Annotated in this window: 11 protein-coding genes; 1 reads left to right on the top strand and 10 read right to left on the bottom strand. The window is 68.8% G+C overall.

Annotation, left to right across the window (positions count from 1 at the left end; genetic code table 11):
* Nucleotides 1-8: 8 nt before the first annotated feature.
* Nucleotides 9-2198, bottom strand: a complete 2190-nt coding sequence (locus tag AMR74_RS00520) for an elongation factor EF-2 (protein ID WP_053770132.1) — start codon at nt 2196-2198, stop codon at nt 9-11.
* A 217-nt stretch (nt 2199-2415) separates the two neighbouring features.
* Between AMR74_RS00520 and AMR74_RS00525 the strand changes: the two genes are divergently transcribed.
* Nucleotides 2416-3060 carry a bifunctional 4-hydroxy-2-oxoglutarate aldolase/2-dehydro-3-deoxy-phosphogluconate aldolase gene (locus tag AMR74_RS00525; RefSeq protein WP_053770133.1) on the top strand — a complete coding sequence of 215 codons (645 nt, stop codon included), beginning with the start codon at nt 2416-2418 and terminating at the stop codon, nt 3058-3060.
* Between the two features lie 210 nt (nt 3061-3270).
* Here AMR74_RS00525 and polC read toward each other — a convergent pair whose 3' ends face one another.
* From polC to pdhA, 9 genes are all read right to left on the bottom strand, one after another.
* Nucleotides 3271-8367, bottom strand: coding sequence for a DNA polymerase II large subunit (gene polC / locus AMR74_RS00530; RefSeq protein ID WP_053770134.1), 5097 nt, complete (start codon nt 8365-8367; stop codon nt 3271-3273).
* A 40-nt stretch (nt 8368-8407) separates the two neighbouring features.
* Complete coding sequence (locus tag AMR74_RS00535) at nt 8408-8827, bottom strand: PPC domain-containing DNA-binding protein (protein ID WP_053770135.1); 420 nt, start codon at nt 8825-8827, stop codon at nt 8408-8410.
* A gap of 236 nt (nt 8828-9063) precedes the next feature.
* Entirely contained in the window at nt 9064-9444 is a 381-nt protein-coding gene (locus AMR74_RS00540) for an iron-sulfur cluster biogenesis protein NfuA (RefSeq protein ID WP_053770136.1), read from the bottom strand.
* Nucleotides 9445-9522: 78 nt separating this feature from the next.
* Nucleotides 9523-9852, bottom strand: coding sequence for a DUF5783 family protein (locus AMR74_RS00545; RefSeq protein WP_053770137.1), 330 nt, complete (start codon nt 9850-9852; stop codon nt 9523-9525).
* A gap of 293 nt (nt 9853-10145) precedes the next feature.
* Nucleotides 10146-12275, bottom strand: a complete 2130-nt coding sequence (gene katG / locus AMR74_RS00550; RefSeq protein WP_053770138.1) for a catalase/peroxidase HPI — start codon at nt 12273-12275, stop codon at nt 10146-10148.
* 319 nt (nt 12276-12594) lie between these two features.
* On the bottom strand, nt 12595-14022 hold the full coding sequence (gene lpdA / locus AMR74_RS00555) for a dihydrolipoyl dehydrogenase (protein ID WP_053770139.1): 1428 nt from the start codon (nt 14020-14022) through the stop codon (nt 12595-12597).
* Nucleotides 14022-15656, bottom strand: coding sequence for a 2-oxo acid dehydrogenase subunit E2 (locus AMR74_RS00560; RefSeq protein WP_053770140.1), 1635 nt, complete (start codon nt 15654-15656; stop codon nt 14022-14024). The genes lpdA and AMR74_RS00560 overlap by 1 nt, the downstream gene beginning before the upstream one ends.
* A 45-nt stretch (nt 15657-15701) precedes the next feature.
* A complete protein-coding gene (locus AMR74_RS00565) occupies nt 15702-16688 on the bottom strand; it encodes an alpha-ketoacid dehydrogenase subunit beta (RefSeq protein ID WP_053770141.1) in 987 nt (328 codons plus the stop codon).
* Nucleotides 16689-17792, bottom strand: a complete 1104-nt coding sequence (gene pdhA / locus AMR74_RS00570) for a pyruvate dehydrogenase (acetyl-transferring) E1 component subunit alpha (RefSeq protein WP_053770965.1) — start codon at nt 17790-17792, stop codon at nt 16689-16691.
* Nucleotides 17793-17910 lie beyond the last annotated feature (118 nt).

Below are 17910 nucleotides of genomic sequence, written 5' to 3' on the forward strand. Positions count from 1 at the left end.
TCGTCGACTCAGAAGTAGTCGATCGACTGCGGCAGCTCCAGCTTCATCCCCTTGCGCTCGCGGATCTCCATGATCTTCTCGCGCTGGAGGTTGTCGACGAGCACGCGGAAGCCCGCGTTCTCGGTGTTCCACGAGGCGCGGCCCTCGGTGGCCGAGCGGATGTCGGAGGAGAACCCGATCATCTCCTCGACGGGCGCGATGCCCTCGACGACCATGAGGTCGCCCTCCTGGTACATGTCGTCGACGCGGCCGCGGCGGCCCTGGATCTCGCCGGACGCCGCGCCCATGTGCTCCGAGGGCACGTCGATCCGGACGTCCTGGATCGGCTCCAGCAGGCGGACCTCGCCGTCGATCAGCGCGCGGTGGACCGCGTCGCGGACCGCCGGGATGACCTGCGCCGGACCGCGGTGGATGGTGTCCTCGTGGAGCTTCGCGTCGTGGAGCCGGAACAGCGACCCCTGGACCGGCTCGGCCGCGAGCGGCCCGTCGTCGAGCGCCTCTTGAAGCCCCTCGAGGACGAGCTCCATCGTCTCGTTGAGGTGCTGAATCCCCTTCGTGTCGTCGATGAGGATGTTGGTCCGGTGGATGTCCTCGACGTTCTGCGAGGTGTCCTTGTCCATGCCGGCCTCCTGCAGCGCCTCGCGGCGCTCCAGTTCGGGCATGTCCATCGAGACCTCGCCGAGCTGGATCGCGTCGACGATGTCCTGCTCGAGCGGCTCGACGGTGATGTAGAACTTGTTGTGGCGGTTCGGCGACTGCCCCTCGACCTCGCGGGACTCCTCCTGGGGCTGCTCGCGGAACACGACGATCGGTTCGCCGGTGATGACCGGGATGCCCTGGTTGTCCTGGATCCGCTGGGTGATCACTTCGAGGTGGAGCTCGCCCTGCCCGCTGATGAGGTGCTCACCCGTGTCCTCGTTGATCTCGATCTGGATCGTCGGGTCCTCCTTGGCGACCTGCTGAAGCGTCTCGATGAGCTTCGGCAGGTCGTCCATGTTCTGCGCCTCGACGGACTTCGTGATGACCGGCTCGGAGATGTGCTCGATCGACTCGAACGGCGTCATCTCGACCGAGGAGACCGTCGAGCCGGCGATGGCGTCGCGCAGGCCCGTGACCGACGCGATGTTCCCGGCGGGGACGCGATCCACTTCCTCCCGCTCCGACCCCATGAAGAGGCCGACGCTCTGGATGCGGTTCTTGCCCGCGGTGCCGGAGACGTACAGCTCCTGGCCCTTCTCCAGCGTGCCGGAGAAGACGCGGCCGGTCGCGATCTCGCCGGCGTGCGGGTCCATCGAGATGTCGGTGACCATGAAGACGACCTCGCCGTCCTCGTCGACGAGCTGCATGCCCTCGGCGAGGTCGGTGTCGGGATCGCCGCGCCAGATGCGCGGGACGCGGCGGGGCTGGGCGTCGACCGGGTTCGGGAAGTGCTCGCAGACCATGTCGAGCACGACGTCCGAAAGCGGCGTGCGCTCGTGGAGCTCCTGCCGCTTGTCGTTCCGTTCCAGCTCCATGATGTCGCCGAAGTCCATGCCGGTCCGCTGCATCGAGGGCATCGAGACGCCCCACTTGTACAGCGCGGAGCCGAACCCGACCGTGCCGTCCTCGACGGAGACGGTCCAGTCGTCGGGGATGTCGTCCATGTTCTCGGCCATCCCGCGGATGAGCTCGTTGACGTCGGCGATGACGGACATCAGCCGTTCCTGCATCTCCTGGGGCCCCTCCTGAAGCTCGGAGATGAGGCGGTCGACCTTGTTGATGAACAGCGTCGGCTTCACGCCCTCGCGGAGCGCCTGCCGGAGCACCGTCTCCGTCTGGGGCATCGCGCCCTCGACGGCGTCGACGACCACTAAGGCGCCGTCGACCGCGCGCATCGCGCGGGTGACGTCGCCCCCGAAGTCGACGTGGCCCGGGGTGTCGATGAGGTTGATGAGGTGGTTGGTGTCCTCGTACTCGTGGGTCATCGAGACGTTCGCCGCGTCGATGGTGATGCCGCGCTCCTGCTCGTCCTCCTTCGTGTCCATCGCGAGCTGCTCGCCCGCGGTGTCCTGGGAGATCATGCCGGCGCCCGCCAGCAGGTTGTCGGAGAGCGTCGTCTTCCCGTGGTCGACGTGGGCGGCGATGGCGATGTTCCGGATGTGCTCCGGGTTGTCCATCAGCCGCTCACATTCCTGAACGATCTTCTTGCGTCGGCCCATTATACCGACTGTTACCGAAAGCAGGGTCAAAAGGGTAGTGTTTCGTCGCGGCCGTTTCGCGGCCGAGTACCCCCGATCGCCGCCGATTTCGTGTCGACCGGTGTCACGGAGGGGCCGCGGAGCGACGCCCCGTCGCGACCGGACGGGTCGCCCGCGTCGGCGGCAGCGCCCGCGGGCATCGGCGCGGTTTTAAGTACCGACTCGGGAAACGGAGAGTATGAGCGAGACGCTCTCACGGCTCGTCGACAGCGGCGTCGTCGCGGTGCTGCGCGGCGTGCCCGCCGACCAGCTCATCGAGATCGCCGAGGCGCTGCGCGAGGGCGGGGTCACCGCCGTCGAGATCACCGCCGACACGCCGGACGTCGCCGACCTCATCGGCGAGGTCGCCGGCTCCTTCGACGACGAGGTCGTCGTCGGCACGGGGACGGTCCTCGACAGCGAGACCGCGCGGGCCACGCTGATGGCGGGCGCCGAGTTCGTCGTCTCGCCCAGCCTCCACGAGGACGTCATCGAGACGTGCAACCGCTACGGCGCCGTCACCGCGCCGGGCGTGATGACCCCGACCGAGGCGGTCCGGGGCTACGAGGCCGGCGCGGACTTCGTGAAGGTGTTCCCGGCGAAGACCGTCGGCCCGGACCACCTCGGCGCGATGAAGGGACCGCTCGGCCAGATCCCGATGATGCCGACCGGCGGCGTGAGCCCCGACAACGCGGCGGAGTACATCGACGCGGGCGCGTTCGCGGTCGGCGCGGGCGGCGCGCTCGTCGACTACGAGGCCGCCGAGCGCGGCGACTACGAGACCATCACCGAGACCGCCCGCGAGTTCACGCGGGTCGTCGAGGAGGCGCGCGACGACGACTGACCGCTCGGTCCGCACGGTCCTGCCACCGCGTGCCACAGATTCAATAGCGTGGAGACATAACGCGCGATCGGCTTCCGGCCGGCCGACGAGAGGCACGGGCTGGAAGTCGCTCGCAACACGCTGTCGGTATACCCAACCACGCTCGCCGTTTCCTCCCCGCCCGGGGAGGTCGACCCCGTCGTCGCGGAACAGGACGCGACGGCGGGGTCGTCACATGAAGTCCGCGATCCCGGACTGCTTGTTCGTGTCGTCCTCGAATATCGACTCCAGCGACCCCTCTAACACCTTCAGCCGCTGTTTCGTGTAGGGCCGGCAGTCGAACCGCTCGGCCACCTCGATGGCGGTGTCGACGTACTTGCTCACCGACCCCTCGTGGACCGTGAGGTTCACCCGGCCGCCGCACTCGCGGCAGTCCCCGGTCAGCGGCATTCGGCGGTACTTCTCGCCGCAGTCGAGACAGCGCGTCTCCTGCCGCGAGAACGCGCGGAGGTTGCCGATGATGTCCGGCAGGAAGTGGTACTCGATGACGCGCTCGGCCACGTCGGTCTCGTCGACCGCGCGGAGCTTCCGAGCCAGCTCCAGCTGCGCGTCCATCTTCTCCATCATGTCGCCGAGCGTCTTGTACGCCGAGAGGTCCGGGCCCATCGCGATGTCCGTCGTGTCGTGGGTGTGGTCGAACCCGTGGTACTCGTCGTCGGTCCCGAGCGTGTCCTCGCCGATCCGGATCAGCTCCTCGACCGCCTCCGGGTCGGCCAGCTCGCGCGACGCCTCGTACAGCTCCAGCGGGTACTCCCGCACGATGTCGACGTTGTGCGCCTCGTCGTCGATCTCCGAGGGGTCGATTCGCGAAGACATCACTAAGGGTGCATCCATCCGCCCGCCGCGTTGGTCTGGTAAGAAAGTTTTGGAAAAATTAAGTAAACCGTCCATGAGCAGCATTACGCAATCCTCGTCTCCATCGCACTGATCGACCGACAGATCGTTCGCGACGAGTGAATGCGTGTCCTCAACGGTGAGACAGTACACGTGGTCGACGTCGCTCTCGACAGCCTCGACCTCAGCGACGTCTTCGACGAGATACTCGCCGGACCCGCCGTCAGACGCTTTTCGCGCGTACGGTTCGACGGACGAGACGTTCTCAGTCAATCGGTCCTGCTTCCGGGAGAGGTGGAATCCGGCGATTTCGGAGAATCGAACGGCGTCGTGTGACGAGACACTGAGGACGTACGTCTGTGCGGTCATCCGCGTGTCGCTGTCGTCGTAGAATTCGGGGAACTTATCACGGAGCTGAACCCGCTCGGGTCGGTCGACGCTCGCGTGGACTTCGAGCCGCCGCAGAAGGCCGAGCAAGTCTTCGCGAAGCTCTTCGCTGACCGTCGTTGCCGTGATTCGGAGCGATCCGTCGTCGACGCTGCCGTCGCCGCTGAAGTATCCGCTCAGATACGCACCGATGATCTCGTCGGATACGTCGAATATTTGATCGGGGACGCGCTTCGTGTGTGCGTACACGCCGGAGTCGAGCACCGAGTCGAAGAACGCACGCAACAGGCGACCGGAGACGGTCACTTTCGCGTGGTTCTCTTCGTACGGGTCGACCCCGAACTCCTCCCGCAGAACGTCGAGGAAGAACTCCCTCGCTTCCGTTTCCGTCCCGCAGATCGTTGTCTGGTGGATCGTCCCCTTCGGCGTCTCCTGCTCGCGGGCGAACCCCTCCGCCGCGTAGTACCCGAGCAGCGTCGCGACGCGCTCGTTGAGATCGACGAACCGATCGATCTCCGTGCGATCGCGTTTCATTCCGAGCGAGACGTCGTCCGGAACGAAGGCGAGCATCTCGTCGAGCGAGGAGAAGCACCGCAGGAGATACGACACGGGGAAGCTCTCTCTGTACAGGTAGTTACTCAGCGTCTTCTTGTTCGTCCCGAAGACCTCCGTCATGCTCTGGAGCGGGTAGAATCCCCCCTCCCAGTCGTCGGCGAACGCGTCCTCGAAGAGCTCGTACAGGCGGTCCTTGTCCAGCCCTTTGATCATGAGACGGTCGGTCGGAACCGCGTCGGACCGAATAAATTCGGCGAGCAAATCGAACCGGCGTGAGTCGCGGTCGACGTCGTCGACCCCGACCGAATCGGGAATTACGAGTCTGTCGTCCGCGTCGATTTCCCGCGCTTCCTTGCCGGCGACTGCGTCCCGTTCGCCGTCGTACACGTGGACACCGTGGTCAGGAGTGACGGTTATCGATCTGCCGGATTCGGTCCGGACTCGGACGAGGTGGTCCGGTGCGTCGTGCTTGCTGACCGCCTCTACCGGACGAGAGACGCGATCTCCGTCCGCGGTCAGCGACGGAACGCGCAGGTCGCCGTCGACATGTTCCAGTTCGCCGACGGCCGTTCCGAAGTCGTCGAACTCGACCTCAGACCGATCGAGGTACCTCTCGACGAACGCTTCGATTTCGTCGTATCGTAGCTGACCGGTCTCGTCCTCGTACCAGAGTTTCGTCTCCGGGTGGAAGCAGTTCCGCCGCTTGGCGGCGTGGAAGTACGGATGAGCGTATCCCACCGCGGCCGATGTGAATCCTACCACTCTACCGACAGTTGCCGCGCTCGTGTGGGGCGCCATCCCGAAGACGAGCTCGCCGACGAGGTCGTCGCGCTCGTTGACCTCGTAGAAGCGGTCGAGCCCGTAGAACTGTTCGAGCAGGTCGTCGACGAAGTCGGCGGTCTTCAGCATGTGCTCGGCCGCGCCGTCGGAGAGGACGATGTCCTGGACCCGGAGCTCGACCACCTGGTCGTCGTGGCGGAGGGGCTCGCCGTCGATGTCGGTCTCGTACCCGAGTTCGCGGAAGTGGTCCGCGGTGACGTCGAGCTCCTCGGGCCGGACCGCGGTGACCGGGAGGTCGGTCATGTCGTACCGGACCGTCCCGTCCTTGAACGACGTGACGCCGTTCTTCGCGCGGAGGACCCCCTTCTCGATCGGCTCGGGCGTCTTGTTCCGCGAGGTGAGCCCCTGGACCCCCTTCAGGATCTCGAAGGCGGACTCGCGCTCGCCGACCCGCTCCAGCGCGGAGCGGTACGCGTCGTTGACGTCGACCTCTTGATAGCTCGCGGCCGTCACCTCCCACTCGCAGTTCGGGCACTCGACGCGGCCGGCCTCGTCCGGCTCGCAGACGGTGCCGCAGTCGTTACACTCGTAGTGCGGCTCGGTGTGCGTCTCGCAGTCGGGACAGAGCGCGGCGTAGGTGTGCTCGCCGCAGTCGGGGCAGACGCGGTCGGAGACCTCTAGTTCGTGCCGCCCGCGGCGGCCGGTGTCGTCCATGACGCCCGCGGCCTCCGCCACGTCGCGCTGCGGGCCCCCCGCCTCGTTGATCGGGAAGAGCGTGTGGACCGCGGGCGAGAGGTCGCGGCTCTCGGACTTCTCCGGCCGACCCATCCGGTTGCCGATCCGGGTCGGCGCGCGCTCGCGGACCTCGAACGGGGCGACCTCGTTGACCGCGCGAATCGCGTTCTCGCCGTCGGCGTACTCGCGGGCCGCCGCCGAGAGGTCGTCCGCGTCCCACTCCCTGCGGAGGCCGTCGTCGATCCCGAGCGACCGCGCGAGCGGGCGCCACGTCGGGATCCGGAGCGCGTCGGGAGTCGCGGCGTGTTCGACCAGCAGCGACTCCAGGGCGTCCCGGACCGGCTCGGTGCGCTCGATCGCGAGGACGCCGTCGGCGACCTCGCCGGCGGCGACGGCGTCGGCCAGCGCCGCGAACGCGTCGACCGAGACGTCGTGCCAGAGGTAGGTGTACTCGGGGTGGAGCGGGCAGTCGTACTCGCGAGCCCACGCGAGCGCCCGGTCGACGCCCGGGTGTTCTAAGTCGACGTGCGGGTCGTCGCCCATGGCCTGTACGTCGGCGCCGGCCGCCTCGAACTCCTGGACCCACCACTCGGGGGCGTACGACGCGGGCGCGAGCGGGTGGTTGTTCTCGACGAACTCCCCGTAGTTGACGAGGTACTCGCCCAGGTCGAGCACCTTCTCGACCCCGTTGCTGACCGCCTTCGCCTCCTCGGGGTCGTCGATCCGCCGCACCTCGCCGTTCGCCAGGCGGACCGTCGGCCCCTCGATGGAGTCGACGGGGACGACGCCGTGGGCCTTCCCGGGCCGCTCCGTCTTGATCTGCGTGCCCGCCGCGAGGAAGTCGTCGACGATGTGCATGGTCGCCGGGTGGACGCCGCCGGTCGCGAACCCGTGGTTGCGCGCGCGACCGTACCGGAGGCGGAAGCCGCCCGCCTCGCTCGGGTGCGTGAAGACGGGGCGGCCCGCGATCAGGTCCCGGAGGAACTTCTGGGAGGGGTCGGCGCGGGGCGGGCCGTCGGGCGAGTCGTCGGCCGCGGGGTCGGCCGCCGGCTCGTCGGGTTCCCCGTCGGCGTCGTCGCCGTCCTCGTCCGCGTCGCCCTCGGACGCCGGCGCGTCGCCGTCGCCCGCGCCGTCCTTCCCGATCGTCCCGTCGATCAGGTCCTGGAGCCACGGCCAGTCGACCTCGTCGAGGTTCCGGGTGTACCGCTGGATCTTCGGGGCCTTCAGCGCGATCCCCTCGGCGGCGACGAGACACATCCCGCCGCGCGCGGAGTTGGTGTCGACCCGTTCGAGGTCGCGGAAGCCCGAGACCTCCTCGTCGCTCGTCGCCTCCCCGTCGAGCATGACGGGGATGTGCTTCGCGATGAACTTCGACTCCTTGTCCTTCGGGGTGTACTGGAGCCCGGTCTCCTTGTCGTATAAGGCGATCTCCTCGGCGTAGCGCTCGACCTCAACGTCGCGGGGCTTGTACTCGTCGACGTCGAGCAGCGACCGGGCGTAGTCGGCGACGAGCACCGACAGCGCCTGGGCGGTCCCGCCCGCCGAGCGGATCGGGCCCGCGTAGTAGACGTTGACGAACTCGGTGCCGTCGTCGTTCTCCAGCAGCTCCACGCGGTCGATCCCCTCGATCGGCGCGGCGACGACGCCCTCGGTGAGCAGCGCGACGGCGGTCCGGACGGCGCCCTCGATCTTCCCCTCGCGGGAGTCGTAGTCGCCGACGTTCCCGTCGACGAAGTCGGTGACCAGCTCCAGCGCCGCCTCCTCGCGGGACATCTCGCCCTCCAGCTCGCGGACGCGCTCCGCGACGCCGTCGATCCCGAGGATGTTCTCGACGCGGTCCGCCATGTCGCGGGCGACCGGGATCTCGATCTCGGGCTCCGGGTCGCGGCCCTGCTCTTTGGCCGTCTCGGCCACGTCCCACGCCTCGTCGAGGCGCTCCTCGATCCGCGCGAAGTAGCGCTCGTCGTCCGGTCTCATCGCGGCTCGGTCGCGGGGGAGACGCGGTGCGCTCGGCGGGTCACAGCCACAGGTCCAAGTCGGTGGCCTCGTCGTGCGAGCGCTCCAGCGGCTCGGCGAACGCGCGCAGGTGGCACTCGCCCGCCCAGACGGTCGCCGAGTCGAGGTGCCCCGCGAGGGCCTGCCCGCTCGGGCGCGAGAGCACCGCGTGGGTGTGGGCGAACACGTCCCCCTCCAGAAGCGAGACGTTGCCCACGCAGGCGGCCACCTCCAGCGGCTCGTCGAACGTCACCGACCGGTACTCGGTCTCCTCCTGGTCGTAGAACCAGACGTCCGCGTCCTGGACCGCGCCGAGCGCCGTGAACCAGCCGGCCTCAACGTCCTCCTCGCGGGCGAGGGCCTCTATCTCCTCGCGCCAGTCGGCGCCGGTCTCGAACCGCGCGACGTACTCCGCCGTGGGTTCGACCTCGCGATGGTACATAGCGATTCCCCACGGCTGCCGGGGAGAAAAAGGCTTCAGTCGGACTGAGATCGGGGCGGCGTACGAATTTGATATAGCGCCATAAGATTTACTCCGGGATCCGGTTCGATAACCGTATCCCACGGATTCAGCTCCGAGGAGGCCGCTTCCGTGCGAAATCGGCTACTGGGCGGTGGACGGCGATGCGACTCGGGAGTCGGAGAGAAAGGGAGAGAGAAACCGTCGGTCGAACCGATTCAGAACGGGGCCTGCGGGCCTTCGTCGTCGCCGCCGTCGTCGTCGGTCGTCTCGCCGGGGAAGGAAGGAGACATCCCGCCGCTGCTGGTCCCGCCGAGGTCGCCGTCGGCGCCGGCCGCCGCGCCGGTGTCCGCGTGGACCGTCTCGATCTCGGGGATCTCCTTGACCATCCGGGACTTGATCGCCTGGATCGTCATCGGCGAGATGCCGCAGCCGGAACAGGCGCCGCCGAGCTGGACCGTCACCTCGCCCTTCTCGCGGTCGAGGTGGGCGATGGCGGCGCTCCCGCCGTGCATCTGGATCTGCGGGAAGTTACGCCGCAGGAAGTTCGTGATCCGCTCGCGGAGCTCGTTTTCCGCGTCAGTCGTGTCCGTGCTCATGCCCGCGAGTTGGCGGGCGGCGGGCTTATGCCTTTGGTTCGGCCGGATCCGGGCGCGACGCGGACCCCTCACGGTTGGTCACTCCGGGCGGTCGACGCCCAGCGTCCGGTACAGCTCGGACTCGATCCGCTCGACGTACTCGTCGAGCGTCTCCTCGAACGTCTCGTCGTCGACCGCGACGGCGCCGCGGATGCGCTCGCGGGGGTTCTCCGGGAGTTCGACGCGGAACTCGCCGTCCTCGTAGAACGGCTCCGACTCGTTGAGCACGGTCTGGTCGATGCCGTGGATCAGCTCCGAGTCGTGCCGGTCGTTCATCTGGTTGAACGCGTTCTTGTACGCCCGCTGGAGCTCCTGGAAGTAGTTCGCGTACTTGTCTTCGAACTTCTCCGGGTCGAACTCGTCGGCCATGTCGCGAACGAGGGCCCGGCGGGAAAAAAGGCGGTCGATCGCCGCCGAGACGCCGGTTCGGGCCGGGAAATCGGGCCTGCGGTCGAACGGGAGATTCGGCCGTCGGCGCAGTAGTAAATCACATGTCGCGATATAGAATTCGTTGCGCACGGCGATAGCCGGAAAGCCAGCCGTCCGTTACAAGCCGAGGGTTCGGCAGGTGAGAGGGTCGATTCGGGCCGCGTCGGCGAGGAAGAGCCGGAGCTACCGGAACCGCGCTGCGAGACCGAAAAAATCCGACTGCGACGGGGGCGTTACTCGAGGTCGAAGCGGTCGAGCGTCATGACCTCGCTCCAGACCGCGACGAAGTCCTCGACGAACTTCTCCTCGTCGCTGGCGTACACGTCGGCGATGGTGCGGAGCCGCGCGTTCGAGCCGAAGATGAGGTCCGCGCGCGTCGCCTCCCACGCGACCTCGCCGGTGTCGCGGTCGCGGACCTCGTAGACGTCCTCGGCGTCGGTCACCTCGTCCCACTCGTACGCCATGTCGAGCAGGTTCACGAAGAACTCGTTCGTCAGCGTCCCGGGCTCGTCGGTGAACGCCGTGCGGTCGCCGTAGGTCGCGCCGAGCGTTCGCAGCCCGCCGGCCAGCACGGTCATCTCGCTGGCGCTCAGGTTCAGCAGGTCGGCCTTGTCGACCATGAGGTCCTCGACGTCCTCGTCGGTGTCGCCGAGGTAGTTGCGGAACCCGTCGGCCTGCGGCTTGAGCGCCTCGAACGACTCCTCGTCGGTCTGCTCGGCGGTGGCGTCGACGCGACCGGGCTCGAACGGCACCTCGACGTCGTAGCCCGCGTCGGCCGCGGCCTGCTCGACGGCCGCGGTCCCGCCCAGCACGATGAGGTCGGCGAGCGAGACGCGCACGTCGTCGGAGCGCGACTCGTTGAACTCGGCCTGTACGTCTTCGAGCGTCGAGAGGACATCGGCGAGCCGTTCGGGCTCGTTGGCCTCCCAGCTCCGCTGCGGTTCGAGGCGGATGCGGGCGCCGTTGGCACCGCCCCGCTTGTCGCTGTCGCGGTAGGTGGACGCCGCCGCCCACGCGGTCTTGACGAGCTCGCCGGTCGAGAGGCCGGAGTCGAGGAGGGCGCCCTTGAGGTCGCCGACCGCCGCGTCGCCGATCGGTTCGTAGTCGGCGTCCGGCAGCGGGTCCTGCCAGATCATCGTCTCCTCCGGGACCTCGGGGCCGAGGAACCGCTCCGGCGGGCCCATGTCGCGGTGGATGAGCTTGTACCACGCCTTCGCGAACGTCTCCTGGAACTCGTCGGGGTCGTCGCGGAACTCCTCGAGGACGGCCCGGAAGTCGTCGTCGTGTTTCAGGGCGACGTCCGTCGTGAGCATCATGACGTCCTCCTTGTCGTCGGGGTCCGCGACGCCCGGGGCGGCGTCGTCGAGCTCGTCGTTCTTCGTGGTCCACTGCCACGCGCCGCCGGGACCCTTCTCCGGCTCCCACTCGTACTCGAGCAGGTTGTCGACGTAACTCGTGTCCCAGACGGTCGGAGTGGCGTTCCACGGACCCTCGATGCCGCTCGTGATCGTGTCGGGGCCCATCCCCTCGCCGAACTCGTTGTCCCAGCCGAGGCCCTGGAGGTCGATGGGGGCGTCCTCGGGCTCCGGACCGAGGTTGTCGCCGTCGTCGGCGCCGTGGACCTTCCCGAAGGTGTGGCCGCCGGCGATGAGCGCGACGGTCTCTTTGTCGTTCATCGCCATCCGACTGAACGACTGGCGGATGTTCTTCGCCGAGCCCTCGAGGTCGGGCTCGCCGTTCGGCCCCTCGGGGTTGACGTAGATGAGGCCCATCACGGTGTTCCCGAGCGGGGCCTTGAGGTCGCCGTCCTCGTCGAACCGGTCGGGGGAGGTGGCCTCGAACTCGCTCTCGGGGCCCCAGTCGACGGCGTCGTCGCCGCGGAAGTCGTCCGCGCGGCCGCCCGCGAAGCCGAACGTCTCGAAGCCCATCGACTCCAGCGCGACGTTGCCGGCGAGCACGATGAGGTCGGCCCACGAGAGCTTCTCGCCGTACTTCGTCTTGACCGGCTCCAGCAGCCGCCGGGCCTTGTCGAGGTTCACGTTGTCCGGCCAGCTGCTGATCGGCGGGAGCCGCTGGTGTCCGCCGGCGGCGCCGCCGCGCCCGTCGAGCGAGCGGTACGTGCCGGCGCTGTGCCACGCCATCCGGATGAACAGCGGGCCGTAGTGCCCGTAGTCGGCGGGCCACCACTCCTTCGAGTCGGTCATCACGTCTTCGAGGTCGGACTTGACCTCGTCGAGGTCGAGCTCCTCGAACGCCGCCGCGTAGTCGAACTCCTCGTCGTACGGACCGATATCGGCGGCGTTCTGGTCGAGCAGTTCCAGATCCAGCTGATCCGGCCACCACTCTTTGGTGTTACCAGCCATCAAAAAACGGTCGCTCCTCTTCGCAGATAATATTGTCTAATTCTGTGAGGGAAACATCGTTATAACGGAGGGTTTCTATCGAAATAATGAAGTTCTATTTGCGGATCCACGAATTCCCCGTCGGAGACCGTAGCGGCGCTCCGAGGGGTTTACCGCTCGGAGAGGCCCGCTGCCGGCGCATATCTGTCAGAATTCCGGTAATTCGACGGGTGTGAGCGAGAGTAACACGCGAGGGTCCGGCGGCCATCAGTACGCCTCGTCGGGGGACCTCCGCGGGACGGGACCGGGGTCACGCGTGACGGGGAGGGATCGAACGCGGTCAGCGGTTCAGCGTGTGGATCGCCTGCCCGCGCGCGTTCTCCGCGGCCTCCATCACCGCCTCCGCGAGCGTCGGATGGGTGTGGACGGTGGCGGCCACGTCCTCGAGGGTGGCGCCCATCTCGACCGCGAGCGCGACCTCGGCGATCAGCTCCGACGCCTCGGGGCCGACGATCTGTCCGCCGAGGACGAACCCGGTCTCCTCGTCGGCGACGATCCGGACGAACCCCTCGGTGTGGCCGGTCGTCATCGCCCGCCCGGAAGCGTTGAACGGCATCTCGCCGACCGCGGGCTCGAAGCCGGCCTCGGCGGCCTCCGCCTCCGTCATCCCGACCGTGCCGATCTCGGGGTCGGTGAACACCGCGGCGGGGACCGCCTGCCTGTCGAGCGCGGCCGGTTCGCCGGCGATCACCTCGGCGGCGACGACCCCCTCGTTGGAGGCCGCGTGCGCGAGCATCGGGTCGCCGGCCACATCGCCGACGGCGTGGACGTGCTCGACCGCCGTGCGGGTGCGGTCGTCCGTCTCGACGAACCCGTGGTCGTCCGTCTCGATCCCGGCGTTCTCCAGGTCGAGCCCGTCGGTGACGGGCTGGCGACCGACCGCGACGAGGATCTTGTCGACGCCGTACGTCGACTCCTCGCCCTCCTCCGTCTCCGTGCGGAGGAGGTAGCCGCCGTCGGGCGCCTCCGCCCACTCGCTCGCGCCCTCGCCGAAGTTGAAGTCGACGCCGAGCTCCTCGGCGCGCTTGCGGACGACGCGCTTCACGTCGTCCTCGTAGGGGTCGAGGATGTCGTCGAGCATCTCGACGACCGTGACCTCGGCGCCGAGCTTGGCGTACGTCGTCGCCAGCTCCATGCCGATGTAGCCGCCGCCGACGACCCCGAGGCGGTCCGGGACCGTGTCGGCGTCGAGCGCGTCGGCGGAGCTCCAGACGTGGTCCTCGCCGAAGTCGAAGCCGGGGACCTGGATCGGCCGCGACCCGGTGGCGATCACCGCGTGTTCGAACTCCAGCGTCTCCGAGCCCTGCCCGTCGCCGCCGTGCGCGACCCGGACGGTGTTCTCGCCGACGAACGAGGCGACGCCCTCGACCAGGTTCACGCCGTTCGCCTTACAGAGCTTCTCGACGCCGCCCGTGAGCCGGTCGACCACGCCGTCCTTCCACTCGATCATCTTCCCCATGTCGACGGCGGGGTCCGCGTGGACGCCCATGAACTCCGCGTTGCCGGCCTCGTGGGCGAGCCCGCTTCCCGTGATCAGCGCCTTCGAGGGGATACAGCCGCGGTTGAGACAGGCGCCGCCGTAGGCGTCCTTCTCGACTAAGGTCGTGTCGAGCCCCTCCTGTGCGGCGCGGATGGCGGCGACGTAGCCGCCCGGCCCCGCGCCGATGACCAGTACCTCCGTTCCCGTGGTGACGTCTCCGACGACCATTATTCGTTGAGTAGCAGCAGGGGGGTTTCTAAGTGTTCCATGACGGTGTTCGCGAACTCGGCCGCGACCGCGCCGTCGACGACCCGGTGGTCGATCGACAGGGAGAGCGGCAGCGTCGGCGCCGGGACGACCTCGCTGTCGCCGCCGTCGCCCTCGCGGACGACGGGGCGCTCCTCGATGGCGCCGAGCCCGAGGATCGCGGTCTCGGGGTAGTTGATGATCGGCGTGGCGTACTCGCCGCCGATGGCGCCGAAGTTGGTGATCGAGAAGGTGCCGCCCTTCATCTCCGCGGGCTTGAGCTTCCGCTCGCGGGCGCGGGCGGCGAGGTCGTTCACCTCGTCGGCCAGCTCGAAGAGCCCCTTCTCGTCGACGTCCTCGACGACCGGGACCATGAGGCCGGCGTCGGTCGCGACCGCGATCCCGAGGTTGTAGTCGCCTTTCAACACGATCTCCTCGTCGTCCTCGCGGAGCTCGCTGTTGAGGTACGGGTACTCCTTCAGGCCGGCGACGATGGCCTTCATCACGAACGGCATGTAGGTGAGCTTCACGCCCTCGGCCTCGGCCTTCGGCTTCAGCTCCTCGCGGGCCTCGACGAGCGCGTCCACCGCGGCGGTGTCGTGGTGGGTGACGTGCGGCGCCGTGTACTTGGACCGCTCCATCTGCTTCCCGATGGTGCGCCTGACGCCGCGGTAGGGGACGGTCTCGTCGCCCTCGGCGCTCACGGCGGCGTCGGTCGCGGCGGTCGCGTCCGGCGCGGTGTCAGCGTCGACGGTCGCCGGCGCGGTGTCAGCGTCGACGGTCGCCGGCTCCGGCTCGGACGGCGACTCCAGCGCGTCGGCGTACGCGTTCACGGCGTCGACCGTGACGAACGCCTCGCCGTCGCGGGTCTCGTCGGTCGGCACGTCGTCGAGGTCGACGCCGCGCTCGCGCGCGACCTTCCGGGTCGCGGGCGTCGCGAGCGTCGTCTCGCGGCCCGCGGGCTCGGGCGCGCCGGCGGCGGTCGCCGACGCCCCGTCCGAAGAGTCGCCGCGCTTGCTGACCGCGGACTTCCGGCCGGTAGAGCCGGTGTCGGTCGGCGCGGGGCGGGGTTCGGGGCCGTCGTCCGCGCCGCCCGCGTCGGCGGATCCGCCGCCCTCGGCGTGGGCGCGCACGTCGGCCTCGGTCACGCGACCGCCGGGGCCGCTCCCGTCGACCGCACCGACGTCGACGCCAAGCTCGCGGGCGAGCCGGCGGGCGGACGGCGGCGCGAAGGTGCGACCCGAGGGCGTGTCGGGCTCGCTCGTCGTCCCGTCGTCCGCGTCGGCGGTCGCGTCCGGCGCCGGCTCGTCGCCCGCGTCGGCCTCGGGCTCCGGTTCGGCTTCCGCCTCGGCGGTCGCCCCGCCGTCGCCGTCCTCGTCGATCCGGAACGAGATGATCACGTCGCCGACCGGGACCATGTCCCCCTCGTCGACGAACAGCTCCTCGACGGTCCCGTCGTAGCTCGACGGCACCTCGACGAGCGCCTTGTCGGTCTCGACCTCCGCGACGGGCTGGTCCTCCTCGACGCGGTCGCCGGGCGCGACCAGCCAGCTGACGAGTTCGCCCTCCGCGACGCCCTCGCCCACGTCGGGCAGCTTGAACTCCTCGACCGTCACGCGTCGGTCACCTCGGCGTTCATGGGTGTATCTCCGGCGGCCATGTTAAAATTCGACCGCCTCCAGGATGCCGTCCTCGATGCGCGCCGCCGACGGGAGGTAGTAGTCCTCCAGCGCGTACAGCGGGTACGGCACGTCGAACCCGGTGACGCGCCCGATCGGCGCCTCCTGGTACAGCAGCGCCTCCTCTTGGAGGATCGCCGTGACCTCGCCGGCGAGCCCGCCCGTCTTGGGCGCCTCGTGGACGACGACCGCGCGGCCGGTCTTCTCGAACGCCTCGACGATCGCCTCGCGGTCGAGCGGGGAGACCGTCCGGAGGTCGACGACCTCGCACTCGATCCCCTCCTCGCCGAGCGTCTCGGCGGCCTCCAGCGTGGGGCGAGTCATCGCGCCGTAGGTGAACACCGCCACGTCGTCGCCCTCGCGGCGCGTGGCCGCCTCGCCGATGGGGACCGTGTACGGCTCCTCGGGCACCTCCTCGCGGAACGCCCGGTAGATCAGCTTCGGTTCCAGGAAGACCACCGGGTCGGGGTCGCGGATCGACGCCGCGAGCAGGCCCTTCGCCTCGTACGGCGTCGAGGGAATCACCACCTTCAGCCCCGCCTCGTGGGCGTAGAACGCCTCCTTCGACTCGGAGTGGTGTTCCGGTGCGCGGATGCCGCCGCCGTAGGGCGCCCGGAGCGTCATGGGGAGCGTGAACCGCCCGCGACTGCGGGTGCGGAACCGCGCCATGTGCGAGACGACCTGGTCGAAGCCGGGGTACATGAACCCGGAGAACTGTATCTCCGGGACCGGGCGCATCCCCATCGCCGCCATCCCGACCGCGGTCCCGACGATGCCCGACTCGGCGAGCGGGGTGTCGATCACCCGGTCGCCGCCGAACTCGTCGTAGAGCCCCTCCGTGGCGCGGAAGACGCCGCCGTTCTTCCCGACGTCCTGGCCCATCACGACGACGTCGTCGTCCTCGCGCAGTTCGGTGTGTAGTCCGTCTCGTATCGCCTGTACCAGCGTGAGGTTCTGTGTGTCAGTCATTCAGTCCTCCAGGAACGCCGCGTCACCGCGTTCGTCGCGCAGCGCGGCGAACTCCTCGTACTGCCGCTCCAGTTCGGGCGGGAGCTCCGCGTAGGCGTGCTCGAACAGCTCCCGCGGGTCGGGCCGCGCCATCGACTCCGCCGCGTCGATGGCGTCCGCGACCCGCGTCTCGACCGACGACTCGACCTCGGCCACGCGCTCGTCGTCGAGGACTCCCTCGTCCCGGAGGTACGCCTCCAGTCGGTCGATCGGGTCCTTCCGCTTCCAGCGCTCGACCTCGTCGTCGTCGCGGTAGACCGTCGGGTCGTCGGCGGTCGTGTGCGCGCCGAAGCGGTACTGGACCGCCTCGATGAGCGTCGGCCGCGGGCGGTCGGCGCCGGGGTCGCGCGCCTTCTCCAGGGCCGCTTCCGTGACGCTGTACACCGCGAGCGGGTCCATGCCGTCGACCTGGACGCCGTCGATGCCGTACGCCTCCGCCTTCTGCGCCAGCGTCGCGCTCCTGGTCTGCCGCTCGCGGGGGACGGAGATGGCCCACTGGTTGTTGTTACAGAAGAAGACGGTCGGCGTGTCGAACACGCCGGCGAAGTTGACTCCCTCGTGGAAGTCCCCCTCGCTCGTCGCGCCGTCGCCGAAGTAGCAGAGGAACGCGTCCTCCTCGCCGCGGAGCTTCGAGGCCCAGGCGGCGCCCGTCGCGTGGGGCACCTGCGACGCGATGGGGACGGCGACCGGGAAGACGTTGACGTCGTCCGGCGCGCGGTTGCCGTCCTCGTGGCCCATCCAGTAGAGCAGCGTCTGTTTCAGCGGGAGCCCGTGGACCAGGGCGGCGCCGTGTTCGCGGTACGACGGGATCATCCAGTCGTCGTCGGCGAGCGCGTACGCCGAACCGATCTGGGCGCCCTCCTGACCGGAGAGCGGGGGGTACGTCCCCATCCGGCCCTGCCGTTGGAGGCTCACCGCGCGGCCGTCGAAGTGCCGCGCCAGCCGCATGTGCCTGTACATCTCGACGAGCGACTCGTCGTCGAGGTCGGGGACGTCGCCGACGACCTCGCCGTCCTCGTCGAGGACGCGAACCGTATCGTCGTACGCCCTGTCGAACACGGTCACGGTCGAACCCACCTTCGCATGTCCGATCCGTCCACCGCCCGGGTAATATCGTTTTCGTAAATAATTTAGTATAATCAGAAATAGCGCCTTCGCACTGAGAAACCGTCCATCGCACTGG

It is taken from the genome of Halorubrum tropicale (genome assembly GCF_001280455.1).
GTDB lineage: Archaea > Halobacteriota > Halobacteria > Halobacteriales > Haloferacaceae > Halorubrum > Halorubrum tropicale.

Bases quoted from the DNA above. Each gene is read 5' to 3' on its own strand.
- AMR74_RS00520 (WP_053770132.1), bottom strand. From the start codon at position 2,198: ATGGGCCGACGCAAGAAGATCGTTCAGGAATGTGAGCGGCTGATGGAC.
- AMR74_RS00525 (WP_053770133.1), top strand. From the start codon at position 2,416: ATGAGCGAGACGCTCTCACGGCTCGTCGACAGCGGCGTCGTCGCGGTG.
- polC (WP_053770134.1), bottom strand. From the start codon at position 8,367: ATGAGACCGGACGACGAGCGCTACTTCGCGCGGATCGAGGAGCGCCTC.
- AMR74_RS00535 (WP_053770135.1), bottom strand. From the start codon at position 8,827: ATGTACCATCGCGAGGTCGAACCCACGGCGGAGTACGTCGCGCGGTTC.
- AMR74_RS00540 (WP_053770136.1), bottom strand. From the start codon at position 9,444: ATGAGCACGGACACGACTGACGCGGAAAACGAGCTCCGCGAGCGGATC.
- AMR74_RS00545 (WP_053770137.1), bottom strand. From the start codon at position 9,852: ATGGCCGACGAGTTCGACCCGGAGAAGTTCGAAGACAAGTACGCGAAC.
- katG (WP_053770138.1), bottom strand. From the start codon at position 12,275: ATGGCTGGTAACACCAAAGAGTGGTGGCCGGATCAGCTGGATCTGGAA.
- lpdA (WP_053770139.1), bottom strand. From the start codon at position 14,022: ATGGTCGTCGGAGACGTCACCACGGGAACGGAGGTACTGGTCATCGGC.
- AMR74_RS00565 (WP_053770141.1), bottom strand. From the start codon at position 16,688: ATGACTGACACACAGAACCTCACGCTGGTACAGGCGATACGAGACGGA.